This window comes from Enterococcus sp. HMSC076E04 (genome assembly GCF_001814285.1).
Lineage (GTDB): Bacteria > Bacillota > Bacilli > Lactobacillales > Enterococcaceae > Enterococcus_B > Enterococcus_B lactis.
Genome location: NZ_KV815575.1, coordinates 22,283 through 44,724 on the forward strand (window position 1 = coordinate 22,283; position 22,442 = coordinate 44,724).

At 39.6% G+C, this 22,442-nt stretch carries 18 protein-coding genes; 15 read left to right on the plus strand and 3 right to left on the minus strand.

Annotated elements, in window-relative coordinates:
• The first annotated feature begins 292 nt into the window (after positions 1-292).
• The 4 genes from HMPREF2961_RS02335 (at position 293) to HMPREF2961_RS02350 (ending at position 3,552) form a co-directional block, all read left to right on the plus strand.
• Positions 293-895, plus strand: coding sequence for a TVP38/TMEM64 family protein (locus HMPREF2961_RS02335; protein WP_002293431.1), 603 nt, complete (start codon positions 293-295; stop codon positions 893-895).
• A gap of 21 nt (positions 896-916) precedes the next feature.
• Positions 917-1,405, plus strand: a complete 489-nt coding sequence (locus HMPREF2961_RS02340; RefSeq protein WP_002315563.1) for a GNAT family N-acetyltransferase — start codon at positions 917-919, stop codon at positions 1,403-1,405.
• A gap of 322 nt (positions 1,406-1,727) precedes the next feature.
• Positions 1,728-3,101: a hypothetical protein gene (locus HMPREF2961_RS02345; protein WP_002315564.1), complete on the plus strand. Its 1,374-nt coding sequence runs from the start codon at positions 1,728-1,730 to the stop codon at positions 3,099-3,101.
• The gene (locus HMPREF2961_RS02350) at positions 3,085-3,552 is read left to right on the plus strand and encodes a YaiI/YqxD family protein (protein ID WP_002315565.1); all 468 of its coding nucleotides are present in this window, start codon (positions 3,085-3,087) and stop codon (positions 3,550-3,552) included. The genes HMPREF2961_RS02345 and HMPREF2961_RS02350 overlap by 17 nt, the downstream gene beginning before the upstream one ends.
• A 183-nt stretch (positions 3,553-3,735) precedes the next feature.
• Here HMPREF2961_RS02350 and HMPREF2961_RS02355 read toward each other — a convergent pair whose 3' ends face one another.
• Complete coding sequence (locus tag HMPREF2961_RS02355) at positions 3,736-5,481, minus strand: ABC1 kinase family protein (RefSeq protein ID WP_002315566.1); 1,746 nt, start codon at positions 5,479-5,481, stop codon at positions 3,736-3,738.
• Positions 5,482-5,676: 195 nt separating this feature from the next.
• Between HMPREF2961_RS02355 and HMPREF2961_RS02360 the strand changes: the two genes are divergently transcribed.
• The 6 genes from HMPREF2961_RS02360 to HMPREF2961_RS02385 all read left to right on the plus strand — a co-directional run bounded on the left by HMPREF2961_RS02360 (position 5,677) and on the right by HMPREF2961_RS02385 (position 12,081).
• Positions 5,677-6,753: a D-alanine--D-alanine ligase gene (locus HMPREF2961_RS02360; protein ID WP_002293424.1), complete on the plus strand. Its 1,077-nt coding sequence runs from the start codon at positions 5,677-5,679 to the stop codon at positions 6,751-6,753.
• 152 nt (positions 6,754-6,905) lie between these two features.
• Entirely contained in the window at positions 6,906-8,258 is a 1,353-nt protein-coding gene (gene murF / locus HMPREF2961_RS02365; RefSeq protein WP_002315567.1) for a UDP-N-acetylmuramoyl-tripeptide--D-alanyl-D-alanine ligase, read from the plus strand.
• Between the two features lie 321 nt (positions 8,259-8,579).
• Positions 8,580-10,091: a degradosome RNA helicase CshA gene (locus HMPREF2961_RS02370; protein WP_002293419.1), complete on the plus strand. Its 1,512-nt coding sequence runs from the start codon at positions 8,580-8,582 to the stop codon at positions 10,089-10,091.
• A 129-nt stretch (positions 10,092-10,220) separates the two neighbouring features.
• Positions 10,221-10,571, plus strand: a complete 351-nt coding sequence (acpS, locus tag HMPREF2961_RS02375; protein ID WP_002293418.1) for a holo-ACP synthase — start codon at positions 10,221-10,223, stop codon at positions 10,569-10,571.
• A gap of 15 nt (positions 10,572-10,586) precedes the next feature.
• Positions 10,587-11,708 carry an alanine racemase gene (gene alr / locus HMPREF2961_RS02380; RefSeq protein ID WP_025477293.1) on the plus strand — a complete coding sequence of 374 codons (1,122 nt, stop codon included), beginning with the start codon at positions 10,587-10,589 and terminating at the stop codon, positions 11,706-11,708.
• 10 nt (positions 11,709-11,718) lie between these two features.
• A complete protein-coding gene (locus HMPREF2961_RS02385) occupies positions 11,719-12,081 on the plus strand; it encodes a type II toxin-antitoxin system PemK/MazF family toxin (RefSeq protein ID WP_002289874.1) in 363 nt (120 codons plus the stop codon).
• Positions 12,082-12,252: 171 nt separating this feature from the next.
• Here HMPREF2961_RS02385 and rpsN read toward each other — a convergent pair whose 3' ends face one another.
• On the minus strand, positions 12,253-12,522 hold the full coding sequence (rpsN, locus tag HMPREF2961_RS02390) for a 30S ribosomal protein S14 (protein ID WP_002293413.1): 270 nt from the start codon (positions 12,520-12,522) through the stop codon (positions 12,253-12,255).
• Positions 12,523-12,709: 187 nt separating this feature from the next.
• On the opposite strand from rpsN, the gene HMPREF2961_RS02395 reads away from it, so the two are divergent.
• The 3 genes from HMPREF2961_RS02395 (at position 12,710) to HMPREF2961_RS02405 (ending at position 18,909) form a co-directional block, all read left to right on the plus strand.
• Positions 12,710-13,657 carry an NADP-dependent oxidoreductase gene (locus tag HMPREF2961_RS02395; RefSeq protein ID WP_070703895.1) on the plus strand — a complete coding sequence of 316 codons (948 nt, stop codon included), beginning with the start codon at positions 12,710-12,712 and terminating at the stop codon, positions 13,655-13,657.
• 306 nt (positions 13,658-13,963) lie between these two features.
• The gene (locus tag HMPREF2961_RS02400) at positions 13,964-16,669 is read left to right on the plus strand and encodes a YhgE/Pip domain-containing protein (RefSeq protein ID WP_002315570.1); all 2,706 of its coding nucleotides are present in this window, start codon (positions 13,964-13,966) and stop codon (positions 16,667-16,669) included.
• Between the two features lie 416 nt (positions 16,670-17,085).
• The gene (locus tag HMPREF2961_RS02405) at positions 17,086-18,909 is read left to right on the plus strand and encodes an APC family permease (RefSeq protein ID WP_002315571.1); all 1,824 of its coding nucleotides are present in this window, start codon (positions 17,086-17,088) and stop codon (positions 18,907-18,909) included.
• Positions 18,910-19,050: 141 nt separating this feature from the next.
• On the opposite strand, the gene HMPREF2961_RS02410 is transcribed toward HMPREF2961_RS02405, so the two are convergent.
• Positions 19,051-19,941, minus strand: a complete 891-nt coding sequence (locus HMPREF2961_RS02410) for an ArsR/SmtB family transcription factor (protein ID WP_070703897.1) — start codon at positions 19,939-19,941, stop codon at positions 19,051-19,053.
• Between the two features lie 313 nt (positions 19,942-20,254).
• On the opposite strand from HMPREF2961_RS02410, the gene HMPREF2961_RS02415 reads away from it, so the two are divergent.
• Positions 20,255-21,505: an extracellular solute-binding protein gene (locus HMPREF2961_RS02415; protein ID WP_002315572.1), complete on the plus strand. Its 1,251-nt coding sequence runs from the start codon at positions 20,255-20,257 to the stop codon at positions 21,503-21,505.
• Between the two features lie 44 nt (positions 21,506-21,549).
• Complete coding sequence (locus HMPREF2961_RS02420; protein ID WP_002315573.1) at positions 21,550-22,440, plus strand: carbohydrate ABC transporter permease; 891 nt, start codon at positions 21,550-21,552, stop codon at positions 22,438-22,440.
• Positions 22,441-22,442: the final 2 nt, after the last annotated feature.

The window sequence follows — 22,442 nt, forward strand, 5'->3', positions numbered from 1 at the left end:
TTTTTTGAGCTAATACCGAAGGTCAGCTGATTGAGCACCGTGAATCAGAGGTCGTGAAAAAGCTGCCCTGCATCCAGTAATAAGAACAAATCAAACAAAAACAGCTTCTCATGTTTTTCGTTTGGTTGGGTTTATTATCGCAGATGCAAGCTTTTGAACACCGTTTAACAAGAGGTTGTGTCAGAAGTAGTCAGCTTCAATAAATAAGAAGGAATTTTTCGAAGAAGCTACTTTTGCATCACCCCCCTAAGGAGGCAGTTTTAGCAAATGAAAAAAGATATGAGGAAGAAAGATGTCTAAAAAAGCATCAGTTTTACAAAAATGTCTTCAGATCATGCCAATCATCGGTCTGTTATTTTTCTTTGTGTTGATTCTCTATGCTTATCATCATGGGATCTTTCGTTCAAGCACGTCTTTGCAAGCGTTTATCCAGGAATTCGGCAAGTATGCAGTGATAGTATTTGTTCTGTTGCAAGTTATCCAAGTGATCATTCCTATTTTGCCGGGAGGGATTTCTTCGGTAGCTGGCATGCTGATGTTTGGCAATGGATTTGGGCTTTTATATAGTTGTATTGGTCTAGTGATTGGGGAAGCAATCGGATTTTTGCTTGTCCGTTACTATGGCGTAGCCTTTGTCCAGCTTATTTTATCGCCAAAAAAGTATCAAAAATTTGATGAATTGCTGACAAGAAAAACGAAAGATATCAAAAAAGTATTAGTCGTTACCTTGCTGCTTCCCTTTGCGCCAGACGACTTGATCTGTCTAGTAGCTGGTTTGACGAAATTATCTTTTAGAGAGTTTATGCAGATCGTGATTTTCTTGAAGCCGTGGTCGGTAGGTGTGTACAGTATGATCATGCTCTTTTTATTCCATCAAGCGCAAGGTCATTTATAATGTAAAAAAGGACGTGGGTGTATGGAAAAAATAAAAGTAACAGAAAATGAACTGGATGAGCTGATGGCAGTCATTCAAGAAGTATGGCCGGAAGCTTTTGTACCAATTATTGGTCAAAAACAAGTCGATTATATGCTGAAAACTTATCAGTCAAAAAAGCAGATCCAAAAAGAACTGGCAGAAGGCGTTTCTTATTTTTTATTAAAAAGTGAAGGGAAGACTGTCGGTTACACTGCTTATGAAGAGATAAAAGGTAAAATCTATTTAAGTAAATTATATTTGCTGAATAAAGCCCGTGGCCAAGGATTGACTTCTTCGGTTTTTCGCTGGTATGAAGAACTTGTTGCGCAAACAAAGGAAAAAGAGATTTTTTTACGAGTGAACCAGGGAAATCACCAAGCAATCGAGGTTTATAAGCATGAAGGGTTTGAGATTACAGAAGAACTTGTTTCAGATATCGGTCAAGGATTTCAAATGGTCGATTATAAAATGAAAAAAGCTCTCGCATAATCTTAGGAACTGTGTTAAAGTAACCTCATGCGACGGGTCGAGAAGGACTCTGGATTACAGAGCTCCTAATTGATTTTGGAGGCACAGGATAATTGATTTCTATCTTTATCACCTGCCGGATGCAGGGGTGTCGGGCAAGACTTTTGTGGAGAAGGGCTTGTCTGCTTGAGTAATCAAGTACCGTAAAAATGCGGAAAGAAGCTTATGCTTCTTTCTGCATTTTTTTTTACAAGAATATATTCTGTAAAATTGGTTTATTTCCCCTTTAATGCTAAAATCGAAGAGCAGATTAGTTATAAGACTGTTTAAGGGAGCCATTGTCATGTTCGAAAAACTCAAACGATTTGGGCGCAATTTTACGCAAACAACGCCCTTTATCTTAAGCAATACGGTTATTTTGATTCCTTATCTTTTATTTTTAGGAATAACAGATTCGCATAATTGGCTGACGATTTTGCCATTTACGCTGTTTTATGCCTTTCGGATGACTGGGCTGTTTTTAGTCAATAGTCTACGATTTGGTCTAGATAGTTACACGTTGCTGATGATTGCTTTGCTGATTGGTGGTACTGGTTCATTACTTGGAATACTAGGCGTATTTTATTTTCCTTTGTTTTATTTTTCAAGTGTTCTTCTAGGGCTGAGTGCAGCATGGCTTGTACCTGCTAATATCACGGTCAATTTCCATGAGAAGACGCAAGGCTTTATCAATATGGATGGGAAAAAATACTTATTTGCAGCTATCTGGCTATTTCTCCTGTATCAAGCGATCGGACTGCCTGCACCGACTCAGATTGCAGCAAGCTTTACGATTTATACACTTTTTTACGTCATGGCCTACCATACGGTCAGTCATTATCCGCGTTACGAACTGGATTTCAAAGATATTAAAAGAAACCTAGTGGCTACGCGGGAGCTTGTTTTATTTTTGGTGTTCTTTGGCTTATTGTTTCTTTTGAGAAATGCCCGATTGTTATTCGATGAAAGGCTTTTTGATCTTGCTGTTTATGGTTTCTTGGTGTTGTTCATTGTGTTCGTGTTCGTCTTAGGCCACCAGAAGAAGGAATGGAAGTTGCCAAGTTGGCTGAATCTGTTTACTTTTCTAAATGGAATGCTAGGGAATTTTCTTTTTTTGTTTAGCAGTTTTTATGTTGGCATACTGTACGGATTAGAGAAACTTCCGTTTTATATGTATTTGCCTTATGCTGCCGGTTTGATTGCAGCAAAAATAGTCGGACCATTGATTTTGAAACGTTTATCATGGTCTCCATTGGCTACGCAATTGCTTGGACTGAGTTCTTCTTTGTTGGTCCTCTTGATTCCAAATGGTTTTGCGATAGGTGTCTTTCTGCTTAGTTTCTGGCACGTAGTAACAGGCAGTTGGCTAAATAAGGAATACTATCAAACCGATGTAGCTATTCCAATGGATCGTCGGATTATTGCCAAATACACTACTCAAAATAAAGGAAGTGTGATCCACCAGTTTTTATTGATGACGCTTTTGTTTATTTTAGCAAAAGAAATGGGAGAGCCAATCCATCTACTACTAATCATGCTGAACCATGGAGCAGTGCCGATAGCAAGTGCGCAACTGCTTATTTTAGCCAAATGGATCAATGTCGGTCTTTTAATGAGCGGATTGGTGACTGTATATCATTTATGGAAGAAGGCGAAAAAGAATGAGGCTATTCATTGATGGGGATGGTTCTCCAGTAAAAGACGACGTCATAAAGTTAGGAGAATCCTATGGTCTCGACGTGATTATCGTAACCAGTGTAGATCATTATACGACCAAAGAATACGCTAATCATGTCCAAATCGTCTACGTAGACCGTGGAGCTGATAGTGCAGATTATAAAATCGTCGGTATGGTTAAGAAGAATGACTTTTTGATCACGCAAGATTATGGTTTAGCTTCACTTGTATTGCCGAAGGGTGTTCGAGTGTTCCATCACTCTGGAAAAGAATTTGACGAAGCGAATATCGGTACGCTTCTCGAACAACGTTACCATAGTGGGAAGTTAAGAAAAGCTGGCATAAGGACAAAGGGTCCAAAACCTTTTACGGAGAAAGATCATACGGCTTTTCGTCAAGCGTTGAAAAAGGCAATTGACCAAGGTTTACCAAGTACAGAAGATAGTAGGTAACGAAGGTAGTTTACTTGTGCGCGAATACACCAAAAAGGAACAGGGAAACAGGATAAATGGATTCCTTGTTCCTTTTTTTTGTTGTTCTTCGGTACTCGCTCAAAAAACGGTAAAATAGGAGGAGCTATTTTTATTTGGTCGTTCTTATTGCTTGAGACAGAACAGCTTTCTCTCAACTTTTTTCTACTTTTTCCTCTTCTTGTACATTTGGATCAATGCATCGATTGCTAAAAAAATAATGACAAATGCGGCAATAGCATACGTAAATATCCCTAATAAGGAAACGACCTCTGCGTTTTCTACAGGTGCAGCTTGGACAAGGAGGGAAGATCCTACGATCAATGCAGCTAAAATCATACCGAAAACAAGCCGATTGATCATACTTTCGATCCTGTTCAATAATTTGTCTTGCTTTTTTAATTCCAAATTGACTTTTCCTTGTCCCGAAGTCCACATTTCTAATAGATGATGGAGTTGTTGTGGAATCTTAGGCGCAGCCTTCATTCCTTCTAATAGATCTAATCCACTTTGTTTCAATGTATCTTCTACATCCAAATGGGTGAGAAAGTAATGTTGGGCAAAAGGCGAAGCAACTTCCATGAGGGAAACTTCAGGGTCAAGGACACGGATTACCCCTTCTAATGTCCCGAATGCTTTCAGCAAAAGCGTGATATCACGGTCGAACTGCAGATTATTTTGATGACAGATCATCACGACTTGTGCGAATACTTCTTGCAAGTTGATTTCATCAATAGGGGAATCATAATATTGTTCAAGAAAACTTGTCAGTTCTTGATGAAACCGACTTTCATCAAATAAGCCTTCCTGCTGACAAAGTCGAAGGACCGCTTTTTCGATTCGATAAGCATCTTTCGTATACAGCGCTAAAACGGCTTGTGTGAGCTTTTGCCTAAGACCTGCAGAAAGATGCCCCATCATGCCAAAATCAATGTAGTTGACCGTATATGGCGCAACAGGGTCTTCTGTAGAAGTAGAGGCTCGAAAAGCAAAGGGACCGAACTCTTTTTCATGAACTGTTTCAGCTGTTCGGCGAGCTCGTGTCTGTTCTTCTTTTGTTAGCACATGGAACAGCAAATTCCCCGGATGAGGATCAGCATGGAAAAAACCATCATCAAACACCTGTTTCATAAAGTTCTCAACTAAAAGCTTTGCAACTTCTTGTTTCAGCTGCTTGTTTTGAATACCGGTGATAAAAGTTTCTGTTCCGTTTTCGGCATTCATCAAATGATTCAAGTTTTTACCAGACATTTCTTCCATCACGATCACTTTTTTCGAACAAAAAGCGTCATAAATTTTGGGGCTGCGGATCTCTTTCCAGCCATTGTTCTTTTGATAGAATTGTTCGCCATTTTGACTTTCTTTTAAGAAGTCCATTTCATTGATCAAGGAACGTTTTACTTCTTGGAGTACCCCTTTTAGATCAACTACGCTAGTTTCAGGAATGTATTTGATCAAAGGGATTGCACGCTCAAATAGTTGAAGATCAAGGCGGATCTCTTCGGCAATGTTAGGGTGTTGGATCTTAACAACTACCGCGTCACCGCTTTTCAGCTTGGCACGGTGAGCCTGTCCCATAGAAGCGGAGGCAAAAGGCGATTTGGAAAAATCATCGAATATATCTGATACCGAAAGAGAAAGTTCCGTTTCGATCGTCTTTTTGACCGTTGAAAATGTGTCGCTAGGTACACTGTCTTGTAATGTTTTAAAAGTCTGAGTGAAGGCAGAGGAAAGCAAGTCCTCCCGAACAGAAAGCATCTGTCCTATCTTGATGAAGGTGGGTCCTAATTCTTCAAAGGCTTTTTTTACCTGTTCGGGATTTTTTTGCTGTACAAAGTTTGGCACTACATTGTAGTTGATGAACACTCGAATGATTTCTGCCAAGCGGCTGCGTGGATTTGTTTGCGCCATCATCATCCCTCCTTTCCTTTATCATAACTTTTTATAAAAAACGGGACAAATAATCTAGCTGACAAAAAATAAATGACGTTTGTTCTTTTAGAAACCAACTCGTTTTTTTATAAATAAGTTATTCGTTTATTTTTGTTTTGTGCTAAAATATGAGAGTAAATCACTGAACGATTTAGAATACAGGAGGACAATCTTTTGAAGATTACTTTACTATATGGCGGACGCAGCGCAGAGCATGAAGTGTCCATTCTTTCCGCATTTTCAGTTTTAAATGCCATTTATTATAATTATTACCAAGTTCAACTCGTATTTATTACAAAAGAAGGACAATGGGTCAAAGGTCCATTACTAACAGAAAAACCTGCCAGCAAAGATGTCTTGCATCTTTCATGGGACCCAAGTGGACAGACAGAGGAAGGCTTTACAGGAAAAGTGATCAATCCGGGCGAAATCAAAGAAGAAGGAGCCATCGTTTTTCCAGTTTTACATGGGCCAAACGGAGAAGATGGAACGATCCAAGGCTTCTTAGAGACATTGAATATGCCTTATGTCGGCGCAGGCGTATTGACCAGTGCATGTGCCATGGATAAAATCATGACCAAATATATTTTACAAGCTGCTGGTGTGCCACAAGTTCCTTATGTACCAGTACTTAAGAATCAATGGAAAGAAAATCCTAAAAAAGTATTTGATCAATGTGAAGGTTCTTTGCTTTATCCGATGTTTGTCAAACCGGCGAATATGGGTTCTAGTGTCGGTATTACAAAAGCAGAAAACCGCGAAGAATTGCAAAATGCTTTAGCAACAGCCTATCAGTATGATTCTCGAGCAATCGTTGAACAAGGAATTGAAGCGCGCGAAATCGAAGTTGCTGTATTAGGAAATGAAGATGTTCGGACGACTTTGCCTGGTGAAGTCGTAAAAGACGTAGCATTCTATGATTATGAAGCCAAATATATCAATAATAAAATCGAAATGCAGATTCCAGCCGAAGTGCCGGAAGAAGTTTATCAAAAAGCGCAAGAGTACGCGAAGTTAGCTTACACGATGTTAGGCGGAAGCGGATTGAGCCGGTGTGATTTCTTTTTGACAAATAAAAATGAATTATTCCTGAATGAATTAAATTCTATGCCAGGATTTACGGAGTTCAGTATGTACCCACTCTTATGGGAAAACATGGGCTTGAAATACGGTGATTTGATTGAAGAACTGATTCAATTAGGAATGAATCGATACCATCAGCGTCAATCTTTTTTTGAAAAAAATGAATAAAGAGAAATAAAGAAGAAGCTGGAGTGATTGCGTAACCGCGTTCATTCTAGCTTCTAAATACGAATAGAGAAATTTACTTGGAAGTGAGAGTCATGCGAACCCGCCGTTTAGGCCAAACGCTTTTTTCACAACCTTTTTTAGGAGAGATCTCAATGAATCTAACAATACAAGAAATTGCACAAGCCGTGGGCAGCGAATGCTCTGCACTGACAAAGATTACCAATGTCGAATTTGACAGCCGGAAGATAACCGAAGGAAGTTTATTCGTTCCTCTTGCCGGTACGCGAGATGGACATGAATTTATCCAGCAAGCGATCACAAACGGCGCATCTGCTTCATTTTGGAGCTTGCCTGTTGAACAAGCACCAAAAGATTTTCCAGTTATCCCTGTAGCAGATCCTTTGAAAGCCATGCAGCAATTGGCAACCTATTACTTGGAAAAAGTAGGCGCAGAAGTCGTTGCAATTACAGGAAGCAATGGTAAAACCACCACGAAAGATCTAACCGCGTCTGTCTTGTCTGAAAAATACAAAACATATAAGACGCAAGGAAATTACAACAATAATATTGGTCTTCCTTACACGATTTTGCACATGCCGCAAGATACAGAAAAAATCGTTTTGGAAATGGGCATGGATCACGCCAATGAAATCACAGAACTTTCACTTATGGCTCAACCAAAAGCTGCAGCAATCACAATGATCGGTGAAGCACACATAGAAAATCTTGGGTCGCGAGAAGGAATCGCTAAAGCCAAAATGGAAATCACTGACGGACTTGTACCAGACGGATTACTCGTTGTGCCCGCAGATGAACCGTTGCTGACACCTTTAACGGCAACATTAGTACAAACAGTCACAACATTCGGTATTGGAAATGGCGATGTTCATGCAGAAGTGACAGCAGAAGGAAAAGCGCAAACCGATTTTGTAGTAGAAGGAGAAACATTTACGATCCCGCTGCCTGGAAGTTATAATGTAACGAATGCTTTGATTGCGTATACGATCGGGCGCTTCTTTGAACTGTCCATACCTGAGATACGCCAAGGGCTCGCTCATGTTTCTATCACACAAAATAGAACTGAATGGCTAACGGCAGGAAATGGTGCAGCTATTTTGAGCGATGTCTACAATGCAAATCCAACAGCCATGGGACTAGTATTAGATACTTTTAAAAATCTGCCAACAAAAGGGCGCAGAATCGCTGTGTTAGCAGATATGCTGGAATTAGGGAAAGATTCATTAAACATGCATGCGCAAATGAGTGAACATATCGATCCTGAGAAATTTGCCATGATTTTCTTGTACGGGGAACAAATGCATGCATTAAAAGAAGACTTGAATCAAAAATATCCGCAACTACCTGTGTTCTATTTTGAAAAAGAAAAGAATAAATTGATTGAAGCTGTCAAACAAACTCTTGAATCAACAGACAGTATTATGCTGAAAGGCAGCAACAGCATGGGCTTATTCGAAGTAGTAGAACAGCTTCAGCAAATGAAATAAAAATCTGTAAACTTGCAGAAAATGAAAAGCTATGTTAGAATAACCTATTGCCGAAAGATGAAGAGAAATTGGACTGGTTTTGCCATGGAAGCAACTTGTCGAAACCAGATGTCATAATCATGATAAAGCTGAACGCGACCCGTTTGGCTTTTCTAATGCCTAAACTTCGCAAAGTGATTTTTCGGTGGTGCCACAGGGGCTAAGAATGGATAAAAACGTGCGTGGCCACTGTCAAAAAGAAACAATACACTTTGACCGAACAAATCGACGGGGTAGCAAAAAAGCTACATCCTCAGTTAACAACCATATAGGAGGATTCATTTGAAATTTAAAGAACTAGAATTATCACCAGAATTGTTGAAATCAGTCGAACGCGCTGGTTTTGAAGAAGCAACACCTATCCAAGCAGAAACGATTCCGCTAGCATTAGCTGGAAAAGACGTTATTGGACAAGCACAGACAGGTACAGGGAAAACAGCTGCATTTGGATTACCAATGTTAGAAAAAATCGATCCAGATCGTCACGAATTACAAGGTCTGGTTATCGCACCAACACGTGAATTAGCTATCCAAACACAAGAAGAACTATATCGTTTAGGGCGCGACAAAAAAGTGCGTGTACAAGCTGTCTATGGTGGAGCAGATATTGGCCGTCAGATCCGTGGCTTGAAAGATCGTCCACATATCGTTGTGGGTACACCAGGACGTATGCTTGACCACATCAACCGCCATACATTGAAGCTTGGAACTGTTCAAACATTAGTCTTGGATGAAGCAGATGAAATGTTGAATATGGGCTTCTTGGAAGATATCGAAAAAATCATTTCTCAAGTTCCTGAGCAAAGACAAACATTACTTTTCTCAGCAACAATGCCGCCAGCCATCAAGAATATCGGCGTTAAATTCATGAAAAGTCCACATCATGTGAAGATCAAAGCGAAAGAAATGACAGCTGACTTGATCGATCAATACTATGTCCGCGCAAAAGAATACGAAAAATTTGATATCATGACTCGCTTGTTTGATGTTCAAACACCGGAACTAACAATCGTCTTCGGACGTACAAAACGCCGCGTAGATGAATTGGCACGCGGATTAGAAGCACGTGGTTATCGTGCAGAAGGAATCCATGGCGATTTGTCTCAACAAAAACGGATGAGCGTATTGCGTTCATTCAAGAACGGTCATTTAGATATCCTTGTAGCGACAGACGTTGCCGCACGTGGATTAGATATCTCAGGTGTCACTCATGTGTACAACTATGATATCCCTCAAGATCCAGAAAGCTACGTTCACCGTATCGGACGTACAGGTCGTGCCGGAAAAGGCGGTATGTCTGTGACTTTCGTTACACCAAATGAAATGGACTACTTGCATGTGATCGAAAACTTGACGAAAAAACGGATGACGACTTTACGTCCGCCAACTGAAAAAGAAGCATTCAAAGGTCAATTAGGTGCTGCAGTTGAACAAATCGAAACAAAACTTGCAGAAAACGGTCTAGATAAATACCTGCAAACAGCAGATAAATTATTAGAAGAATATTCTGCACAAGATTTGGTTGCATTACTGCTGAAAACGACAGCAAAAGATCCAGCTGATGCAGTACCAGTGAAGATCACACCCGAACGTCCATTGCCAATGCAGAAAAAAGGATACAACAAAAATGGCAAACGTGGCGGCGGAAACAACCGTAATCGTCGTGACGGCGGGAATTATCGTGGAAACAAATCAAAAGGCGGATATAGCAAAAATAATAACAGCCAAAAAGATGGCGGTAAACGTCACAATGATAAAAAACGCGGATTTGTGATCCGTTCAAATAACGATTAAACCTAAAATGAAAGTTTCTCTGTTTTAAGAGAAACTTTCATTTTTGTTATTTGTGGACTTATTTGTGGCAAAATGGTTATAATTTGGTAGAATGAGAGTGTTCTAAATTTATTGAAAAGAGAAAAGCATATGATAAAAGGAATTGGGATCGATGCAGTCGAATTGTCTAGGATCACTCGGCTGATCGAAGAAAAACCAAAATTCATTGCACGAATCTTGACCTCTGAAGAAACGAAACTGTTCCAGTCCTTGCCTTTTCATCGCCAAGTAGAATTTTTAGGCGGGCGTTACGCCTGTAAAGAAGCTTTCTCTAAAGCTTGGGGAACGGGGATCGGGAAAGTTACCTTTCAAGATATCGAGATTTTAAAAAATGAAAACGGTCAGCCCGTTGTTACGCGTTCCCCTCATGAAGGCAATGTATGGGTCAGTATTACTCACACAAATGAAACAGCTTTTGCACAAATTATTTTGGAAGACTAGAAAGAAGGAAAAATGATGGTTGTCGCTTGGCACCGCCCAACGAAAGCAGTGATACATAAAAAAGCTATAACTGAAAATGTAGCAAATGAAGTGGCAAGACTTCCGCAAGGGAAAGAATTGTTTGCAGTAGTAAAAGCAAACGGATACGGTCATGGAGCTGTAGAGACAGCTGAAGCAGCAGTTGCTGGTGGAGCTTCGGGCTTTTGTGTTTCAAATTTAGATGAAGGAGTCGAGTTGAGAGAAGCTGGATTTACTCAGCCCATCCTTATCTTGAACATGGTTCCTTACGACGCACTGGCTTTAGCTGTTGCTCATGATTTGTCAGTAACTGCAGGTACCCGGGAATGGTTGCAGGCAGCAGCTGCTATTTTAGAGGAAAGTAAGCTAGAGATGCCTCTTTCGATCCATTTAAAAGCAGATACTGGGATGGGGCGTATCGGTTTTTGTACACCTGAAGAAGTAAAAGAGGCAGCTGCATTCATCAGAGAAAGTCGTGTATTAGAATGGGAAGGATTATTTACCCATTTTTCTACAGCAGATCAAGCAGACGATACGTATTGGAATCTGCAAAAGGAACGCTTTATGGAAGTGCTAAAAAAACTTTCTGAACTTCCTCGATATGTACATGTCAGTAACAGTGCAACGGCTTTATGGCATGATGAAACAATCGGCAATATGATTCGTTATGGAGTAGCAATGTACGGACTGAACCCATCTGGGCATGCACTACCGGAAGTTTATCCGTTACAGCCAGCGCTTGAACTGGTTTCTGAATTGATCCAAGTCAAAAAACTCCCAGCAGGTGAAGGAATCGGCTACGGGGAAACATATATCACTCCTGAAGCAGAATGGATCGGAACGATACCGATCGGTTATGCAGATGGCTGGCTACGAAAGATGCAAGGTTTTTCTTTATTGGTAGAAGGAAACTATTGTGAAACGATTGGACGTGTATGTATGGATCAACTGATGATCCGATTGCCTCAAGAATTTCCGGTCGGAACAAAAGTGACGCTTATCGGCAAAAATGCAGACAAAGAAATCACTATGCAAGATGTAGCAGATCAATTAGGTACGATCCACTATGAAGTGGCATGCGGATTAGGACAGCGGATACCAAGAGAATATCAAGAATAAGGAGGATCCTATGGTAAAAAGAGGAGATATTTATTTTGCTGATCTTTCTCCAGTCGTGGGATCGGAGCAAGGCGGAACACGTCCAGTTTTGGTTATTCAAAATAATCTAGGTAACCATTTCAGCCCGACGATCATTGTTGCGGCTATAACGGCAAAAATGGCTAAGCCTAAGCTTCCGACTCACATTGGGATCAAAGCTACTGGAACAGGAATAGAAAGAGACTCCGTTATCCTGTTGGAGCAGATCAGAACGATCGATAAATCAAGATTGAAAGAAAAAGTCTGCCATTTGGATCGTCCAATTATGGCAGAAGTTGACCGAGCATTAAAAATTAGTGTGGGCATTGAGGCACTCACTCCTGTTACTAAATAAGTATAGCGAAGTAACCATGCAGCCTTTACATATAAAAAAAGGACCAACTGTGCGTAAAAAAAGATACGTCCGCTTCTAGTACCAGCATTTCTGCTAGAAGAAGCGAACGTATCTTTTTTGATGATCCAAGGAGTGGTCCATGCGCCCTCCTCCTTTACAGCCAGACTTGGACTACCAGCTGGCTTTTTTTACTCCTGGAATCAAACCTTTATGTGCTAACTCACGGAATTTTATACGGGACATCCCGAATTTACGCATGTATCCGCGAGGTCGTCCATCGATTAGATCGCGATTTTTCAACCGTTCTGGACGAGCATCTAAAGGAAGTTTACGCAAGCCTTCATAATCTTTTTGCGCTTTTAATTCCTGACGTAAAGCAGCATAGCGTTCAATCGTTTCTTGCTGTTTTTTTGCTTTGGCAATCTTTGATTTTTTAGCCATCAACAAATTCCTCCAATTTTTTTATTAGCGTAAATCGTAATCTTTACGCTTTTAGATGAATAATTTAACACGATACGCGAAAAAAAACAACTATTTTGTTTTGGATCATGTTCCAAACCGAAAAGACATTTTTTTTGTCAAAATAAAGGCATGAACGTAAACTTAAAGAAAAAGGGAGATGGTAACCATGCGAAGATTTGCAATTAACGGTTACGGAGAAGCGCAAGATGTTTTTGAAGAAATCGATGCTCAACCCAGAGAAGTCGATTCCGGACATATTCGTGTAGAAATAAAAGCATTCAGCGTGAATCCGTATGATGTTGCCTTGCGTTCAGGAGAGATGAAAGAGATACGAACATTGAAATTCCCTTATGTACTAGGTAATGATGGCGCTGGTATCGTGACAGAGATTGGTTCAGATGTCACAACTGTTCATGTAGGTGATCGAGTAGCTGTCCATGCAGTCGGCGGGACTTACGGAGAAGAAGTCGTACTGCCATCAGCAAAAGCAGTAAAAATTCCAGATGAAATGAGTTGGGAAGAAGCAGCCGGAATGGTCACACCAGGGATTACGGCGTACAATCTAATCAATCATTTGACGGAAATTCAGCCGACAGATACAGTGATGGTTCTAGGTGCATCAGGTGCGGTCGGGTCTAGTCTGATCCAGCTTCTCCACGAAAAGGGCATCCAAGTCTTAACCAGTGCCTCTAGTAAAAACGAAGAAAAAGTAAGGAAACTAGGAGCTTCAGCATTTGCTGCTTATGATAAAACAGACCCAGGTATGCAATTTGCTGATCAAGCAGACCTTGTGATTGATGCCACGAAAGGAAGCATCAAAGGAGAAACCGGCATCCAGATCCTGAAACCAGGTGGGAGATATGTTGCATTAAATGACCTCCCAGACCTAGATTTGCGGCAAAAAAAGGAAGGCTTTTATGAATCATTTGTTCCAAGAAAGGAATATCAAGATGCAGAAGCCTTTGCTGGCATAATCAAAGCTTATCAAAAAGGTGCCTTTCATATTTTTATTTCAATGAATCTGTCTGCTTCCCTTGCACATGTCATCCAAGCACATCAGCAAGTTGAAGGGCATCCTCCTGCTGAGAAAATCATTTTGTCATTCGAAAAATAAGAAATATAGGAATAAAAAAGAAAAAAGCTGAAACATTTTTGTAGGGGCAAAGACCAAAAAAGTGTTTTAGCTTTTTTGCGTATACGTATAATAGATAAAAACTTTGGCATAAAATTATCTTTCCCTTTTATTTCATGATAAAGTAAAGGCTGTAATCCTTAATTATTTCTCAATATGTAAGAGATTACAATGAGACAATTGCCGTGATATGTCCAAAAATTCGACTTTTTTGAAAAAAGCCGATTGAAAAAAGTATGAAATACATGGTAAAGTAATTCAGCTGAAAAAAGAAGAAGGGGGAGAACTATGCAGTCAATCAAAAATACACTTCGTTTATATTTGCTTGACTGGAAACGGATTTTCAAAAACCCGATTGCTACACTTTTGATCATTGCGATCATGATCATCCCTTCGCTGTATGCGTGGTTTAACATTAAAGCACTATGGGATCCATATGGAAATACTGGAGAGCTGCCAATTGCTGTTTACAGTGCAGACAAGCCAGCAGAGTTTCAAGGTAAAGAAGTGGCCATTGGGGAGCAAGTCATCGAATCGCTTCATAAAAATAAACAATTAGGATGGCAATTCGTTGATTCAAAAGAACAATTAGAAGACGGAGTCCGTTCCGGAAAGTATTACGCAGGTATTTACCTGCCAAAGGATTTCTCAGAAGATCTGCTGAGTTTTACTAGTGGTGACATCAAGAAACCAAAAATCGAATATACGGTAAATGAAAAAATCAATGCGATTGCACCGAAAATCACCGATAAAGGAGCAAGTTCGATCCAATCGCAAATCACAAATGAATTTATCAAAACAGCCAGTTCGACTTTATTGAAAGTATTCAATGAAATAGGTTACGACATCGATACGAACCTAGTAAGTATCAATAAAGTCAAAGATATGATTTTATCAACAGATGAAAATCTGGACACGATCGACGGCTACACAAAGCAAGTCCTCGAATTACAAAGTCAACTACCTGACATTAAAGAAAAACTGAATAAAGCAAATGAATTCGTGGATTACATCCCTAAAGTAGATGAGATGGGCGAAAAAGTCGTTGCATTGAATGACAAAATGCCTGAGTTGAAAGACCAAGCAAAAATCATCCTTGATTTGCAAGAAAAAATCCCAGAGATCCAAAATGCCGGTAAACAACTAGCAGAGATCGACGGTGATTTTGCTTCGATCCAAGAGACAATGAATCAAGGAATTGACGAAGCAAAACAAGGCTTGACGATCATCCAACAAGTACAAGATATCTTGCCAGATGTGAAAAATTTAGAAAACCAGGCAAGTGATCTAGCAAACCAAACAAAATCAGGTGCCTCTCAGCTGAAAGATGCGATACCAAGCATCACAAACAGTGTAGATGTTACATTGAAGTCAATTGGACAAGTGGCAACAACGACGGGTTCGCTAGCTGAGACGATCAATGCAGCTGTCCAAGATAACCAACTAAGTGAAAAAGAAAAAGAAGATATCGGGAATGTATTAAACAGTTTTATCAACAGTATTCCTCAACAACAAAATGCAATCGATAAACTGGTCGAGTTCCTGACTAAATTGCAAACAAGTGCTGGAAATACGAAATTGCAGCCAGTTATTGATCAGCTAAATCAATTGAAACCCTTGCTAGGCGATTTGCAAAGTCGTCTCACTGATTTGAACACAGCTGTTCAAGAAGGGAACACGGATAGAGTTACTGATTTATTAAAACAAGTACAAACTGCTGCTGAAAATGTTAATGGTATCGTTACTGGTATCAAGACGGATCAAGTCAGCTCTACCGTCACTTCTCTACTAGACCAAGTCATCGATACGATTGGGACTGCACAAGGCGCACTGAGCAAAGCGGACCAGATCGACTTTGATTCGCTTCTCAGCTCAACGAAAGCAACTGTAACAAATGCAGTGGCAATCTTAGAAAAATATCAAAAAGAAATGCCTGCAATTGGACAAGAAATCCACGATGCCAATACAATGTTGAATGGCAATATGGAGACCATCGTCAATGGCATCAATGAAGGGGCAGACCTATACAACAATGAATTACCGATCCTTCAGCAAAAATTAGGGTTGGCCGCTGATTTTATCCAAAATGATTGGCCCGCACTAAAAAATGAAATCACCGGTACATTGACAACAGTAAATGAAAAAATGCCAGAAGTCGAAACAGCTGTGAACGCTGCTGCGGACTTGATCAACAATGACTGGCCAAATATCAAAGCTGGTATCCAAAAAGCAGCAGATGCGATCCGAAAAGGCGAACAGGAAGTCGATCTAGGCGAAGTCATCAAATTATTGAAACTAGATGCAACAAAAGAAAGTGACTTCTTTACACAACCTGTTGAGCTGCAAACCAATGCGCTCTATCCAATCGCAAATAACGGTTCAGCTAGCACCCCATTTTATACTGCACTATGTCTGTGGGTCGGCGCTGTTCTTCTTTCAAGTGTTGCTACGACAGAATACTATTTAGGAAAGAAAGACCGAAACAATTTTACGAAACGAGAACAATTCGTTGCTCGTATGCTGACATTCTTGACAATGGCAATCGCGCAAAGCTTGATTGTTACATTAGGAAATATTTTCTTACTAGGAGTAGATGTCCAAAATCCAGTCTACAGCGTGTCATTTGCTGTCTTGATCGCCTTAGCGTTCATGATGATCGTTTACGTCTTGGCTGCATTATTCGATAATGTCGGTAAAGGGATCGCTATCATCATTTTAGTACTGTCGATCTCTGGTGGAGGCGGGAACTATCCGATCCAAGTCTCAGGAAAATTCTTCCAAATGATCAATCCGTTCTTGCCATTTACGCATGCGGTAAACTTGTTGCGAGAATCTGCAGGAGGCATTTACTGGCCAAATGCTACGAATGCAATCTGGATCATGGTCGGTTTGTTTGTTGTCTTTGGAGTCGTAGGAACGGCAGTCTATCCGTTCATCGAAGAAAAAATGACGAAATTCAAAGAAGCGGCGCGCGAGAGCCATATTTTTCATTAAAAAAAGAGGTTGTGAGATCAGCGTTTTGAGCTAATACCGAGGGTCAGCTGATGGAACACCGTGTACCAAGAGGTTGTGAAAAAGCTGTTCTGCATAAAGTAATAAGAATGACCAAACAAAAACAGCTTCACATTTCTCTTTCAAAAGTTAAGATATAAAAAAGGATAGAACCTGATTTTCTAAGTCAAGTTCTATCCTTTTATTATAGAATTCAAAGAAAAAGCCCATAAAAAAATGTTAGATTTTTGCTGTATTAAAGCGTTTGAAAAAGCGCTTGATATTTTTCTGTTTTTTTCCAATTATTTTCTTAAAGTTTATTGACTTTTAAGGTCAGTGAGCGTACTATAACATCTTGTTTACTATAAATTTTCGACTATAATACTTGAAGTAAAATTGCGTGTAAAGGAGTTTAAAAATTGGATTACTTAAAAAGGTTGTTAGTAGGTAAGCCTTTAAAATCTGCTGAAAATGATGAGCACAAATTAACCCGTTTTGCTGCTTTGGCATTATTGTCGTCTGATGCGTTATCATCTATTGCATATGGTACGGAACAAATCGTTGTCGTTTTAGTCGCTTTGTCTGCTGCAGCTATCTGGTATTCGCTGCCCATTGCCGCTTTTGTTATTATTTTATTGATTTCCTTAACGCTATCATATCGTCAAATCATCCATGCTTATCCTCATGGCGGTGGAGCTTATGTCGTCAGCAGTGAGAATCTTGGGAAGAATGCGGGCTTGATTTCCGGTGGCTCTTTATTGATCGACTACATGTTGACGGTAGCAGTATCTGTCTCAGCAGGTGCTGAAGCAATCACATCAGCGGTGCCAGCGTTATACGGGCATCAAGTTGCTATTTCTGTGACAATCGTTTTACTACTGATGATGCTGAATCTTCGTGGTCTGAGAGAATCTGCATCGTTCCTGTTATTTCCGGTGTACACATTTATCCTTGTGATCTCGTTGCTAATCGTTGTTGGGTTATATAATATCGTGACAGGTGCTGTGCCATTGCAAGCTACTGCGCTTCCAGGAGCGGCTGTTCCGGGGGTTTCTATCGCCTTGATTTTACGAGCATTTTCTTCTGGTTCCTCCTCTTTGACTGGGGTGGAGGCGATTAGTAATGCCGTACCATTCTTCAAAAAGCCAAGAGCCAAAAATGCCGCTGCCACATTGACGATGATGGCCTTGATCTTAGGTTTCTTCTTCGTTGGGATCACATTTATCAACTATTGGTATGGAATCGTTCCGGAAAAAGAAGTCACTGTTTTGTCTCAAATCGGTAAAGCCGTCTTTGGACATGGTATTTTGTATTACGTCCTTCAATTTGCTACAGCACTGATTTTAGCCGTTGCTGCCAATACTGGTTTTTCTGCTTTTCCAGTTCTTGCATACAATCTGGCAAAAGATAAATTCATGCCTCACATGTATCAAGATCGTGGGGATCGACTAGGCTATTCCAATGGGATTATCACTCTAGCGCTAGGTTCGATCGTGTTGCTGTTTATTTTCCATGGCTCAACAGAACGCTTGATTCCGTTATACTCTATCGGCGTGTTCATTCCATTTGCTTTATCTCAAACAGGGATGGTCGTCAAATGGAAAAAAGAAGGAAAAAGATGGTTAAGCAAATCGATTGCCAATATTACAGGTGCGTTCATCTCATATGCAATCATTGCGATTTTGTTCGTCTATCGGTTAGGAGATATTTGGCCTTTCTTCATCATCATGCCAATCGTTATGTTCATTTTTTATAAGATCCATGATCATTATAAAAAAGTGGCAGAACAGCTTCGTTTAGAAAATGATGCAAAACTACATGATTATGACGGAAATACCGTTCTTGTATTAGTTGGGAATGTGACACGGGTGAATATCGGTGCGTTGAATTACGCGCGTTCGATCGGTGATTATGTCGTTGCAATGCATGTTTCGCTAGACGAAGATGTCGAAAAAGAAAAAGAAATCGAATCAGAATTTAAAAAGCATTTCCCAGATGTCCGTTTTTCAATCGTCCACTCTTCTTATCGCTCGATTGAAAATCCAATTATCCGTTATGTAGATATCGTAAGTAAAAATGCAGCGAAACAAAACTATACAACTACTGTGCTGATTCCTCAATTTGTACCAAACAGACGTTGGCAGAATATTCTTCATAACCAAACAAGTTTGCGGTTAAGATTGCGGTTGTCTTGGCGTGAAAATATCGTTGTCAGCACCTATAGCTACCATTTGAAGAAATAAGCCAAGTTTTAAAATCAAAAACAGACCCTCTAGCTCTTAATTGAAGCTAGAGGGTCTGTTTCGTCTTATTCTCAGCTAAAGGTGCCCTCTATAAGCCATTAAAGATGGGAACAGCGTATGAAATGTTATTATTCTTCTTATTTAGCTGTAAAACATTTTGATTTTGATGTCTTGATCATAATTTCCGAATCCTTTGCCAAATAATGTACAGCCTCCTATATTTTCAGCTTCTTCCTTTACCTCGACTCTTAAGTGCCATGTGTCTTCATAAGTAGGAATATCCTTGATCGTGACATCTGACAATGGTTCGCCTTCCATATAAGTTCCATGTTCCATGATTCGAATCGTCTTCAACAACCCGTATTGATTTAAGTTGTCTGGATACCAATCTGGCGTATACTTGCCTCGAATATCTGCAAAATCTCCGGGGCTTGTCCAGGTGCCCAATGTGATACCGTTTAAGCTAAAGGTAATGTCAGACGGCCAATTATTATTAGAAAAAGGAAATTCAGAAGAAATCTCCATGGAAATCTCCATCATCTCTAGTTTCTCATTTGGAGAAAGGAAATTGGGTGACTGGTATTCAACAAAGCCTTTCGTGAACCAGAGAATCCGACCATCCATTCGATTCGGGTCCATAAAAAATTTAGGTTCATCTACTGGACCGATAAAACCAGAGAGTGTCGCTAATCCACAAGTTGGTTCAACAAAATAATTTGTATAATGACCGATCGGAATCGAAGTTTCTCTAGTATCAAAGGCATTAAATATTTTCTCAGGAAAGTTAATATCAATATGATCCACTCTCAAACTGGAAATCTTTTTTTGCCCCACACGTTCCGTTTTGATGATTTTGGCTTCCTCTAATTTTTTGATGTGCACCGTAATAATCGCACTGCTTAAACCTAATTCTTGTGCCAACTCTTTGACATTCATCTTGTTTTTAGCCAGCAATTGAATAATTTTGATTCGCACGTTACTGGCAAGTGCCTCATAGACAGGTAATGCTTCTTGATTGATTTCTAATTGCATCGTGTCGCCTCCGTTTAAACTGTTTGATTTACTTGAATGTTAATACATTTGCTAATTTGTGTAAATAGCATTGTTTATTTCGTTTATTGATTAATATATTTATTAATTAAAGTAGCAATTATTCTAGTAAAATTAATTAAAATGTTGTTGACAGCGGTTACAAATAAAGTTATGATTTATTTGTAAATAGAAAACATTTGCAAATTTTGGTAATAAGTAATGAAATTATATACGAATTGATAGTAAATAGTGATGAGGAGGATAGGAGTGTTCGGCTAGGTCATAATTCAATTTCAATGAAAGAGGGAAGAACATGAAGAAGAAACTTATTATTATTGGTGCATTGGTTGCAGTAGTCGCAATTGCTTTTGCCGGTTTTAAACGTTACCAGTCTTCAGAAAAAGAAAAATACACAATAAATTTTTGGTCTCCTCTTACGGGGGATGATGGTGCTTATATGGACAAGATTGTAGATGAATTTAATGAACAGTCTGGATCAGATTACAAAATTAATCACGTCATCACATCTGATATGTATACAAAATTAAGTACAGTCGTTAGCTCTAAAAATGGTATTCCTGATTTAACATTAATGCATTCCTACAAAGTAGAGGAATTTGTTAATTCGAATATTCTCGATACGGTTGAACCTTTGGTTTCGCATCAACCAGAGCTACAAAAAGGCAATTATTTAGATACTGCTTGGAATGCAGGAACAATTGGAGGCACTCAGTATACAATTCCGTTAGATATCCATGCGAGTGCAATGTACTATAATCAGGACCTTTTAGAGAAATATGATGTTACCTCTTGGTTAGACGATAATATTGTTACTTTTGATGAAATGATGTCATTAGCAGGGAAAATGGACGAAGGCGATTATGTTGTTAACAATGCCTTACTTTCCTGGGTTATTTTGGCTCAGATCCGTAATTTAGGAGGAGCTATTTCTGATGAGGCTGGCAATCCGACCGTTAATACTCCGGAAATGAAAGAAGCATTGGAAAGAATTAAAGCACTAACCGATGCTGGGTTAATGACTCCTTATGGCGAAGACGGTTATCTGATGTTCCAAGGTGGAAATGTTCTATTGTCCACAGATGGTACTTGGACTTCAACCGCGCATGATGCTGTTGAAGGGCTGAATTGGGGTGTCACAAACATTTATTCAACATCTGATGATATTGTAACAAATCGGGCTGCTTCCCATATGTTTGGTATGTTGAAGAGTGAGTCTAGAACAGATGAGAAAGAAGAGGTCATCGCGCAATTCTTAGAATTCGTTCGTACGAATTCGATTGAATGGGCAAAAGCGGGACAAATTATCGCTAGTAAAGACATTTTAGAAAGTGATGATTATCAACAATATCCTCAATCCTTCTTTACTTCAACTTCAGAGGAAGAAGATACACTTTATATCTTTGACTATGTTTATTTCTCCTATGTATTAGAGGCATTAGACGTCTATTGCACAGATATTGCATACGGTGAATTAGACTTGGATGAAGGTTTAGCAACGATGCAACAATATGTAGAAGATAAGATTGCGGAAGTAGCTAAATAATTGAAAGGGGATAATTTTATCCTCTTTCTGATTTTTGGAAGGGAATGAAAGGAATGAAAAAAAAGAGCATTAACTGGGCTTCAATTGCATTCATTGGACCGCATATGGTTCTCTTTATTATTTTTGTATGCATTCCAACAGTCTATGGGATTTATGCTTCATTTACTCAATGGAATTTGGTTTCTGATCCTGTTTGGGTCGGCCTAAACAACTATAAGACATTGTTATTTGATAGTTCGTCCACTTTCTATACTCAATTTTGGAATGGTTTGAAAAATACCTTTATTTTTGTCTTGATCATGGTACCACTACAGATCATTATTCCTTTGATGATTGCAGCGGCACTGCAACATAAAAAAGTGAAGCTGAAAGGACTTTTTCAAGCGGTTCTATATATTCCTGGTCTTATCTCTGTATCAGCTGGTTCTTTGATATGGTCACTGATTTTCCACTCTCGATTAGGTGCCGTAAATAATATTTTTGGATTTGATTTCTCTTGGGCATCGCGACAACCTTATGCGTGGATCTTGATTTTCGCTGTCAGCATTTGGGGAGCGATTGGTGGTAACATGATCATCTATCGCTCAGCTTTAGCGGGTGTCAATGAAGACCTTTATGAAGCCGCAGAGATCGACGGAGCTGGATCGTTCCAAAAATTCTTGAACGTGACCTTGCCGTCTATTCGGTTTCCACTTTTATATACAATCGTGATGACAACTGCTGGGGCATTTAACGTCTTTGCACAGCCTTTGATGATGACTGGTGGAGGACCCAATCAAAGCACGACTGTATTGATGATGTATATCCGTTCACTGGCTTTTAGTCAAGGGGAATCAATTGCAGGGATGGCTTCGGCTATGGCAGTCATATTAGGATTGATCATTATGTGTGTGTCCGTATTTCAATATTTTCTTTTAGATAGAAGCAATACTTAAGG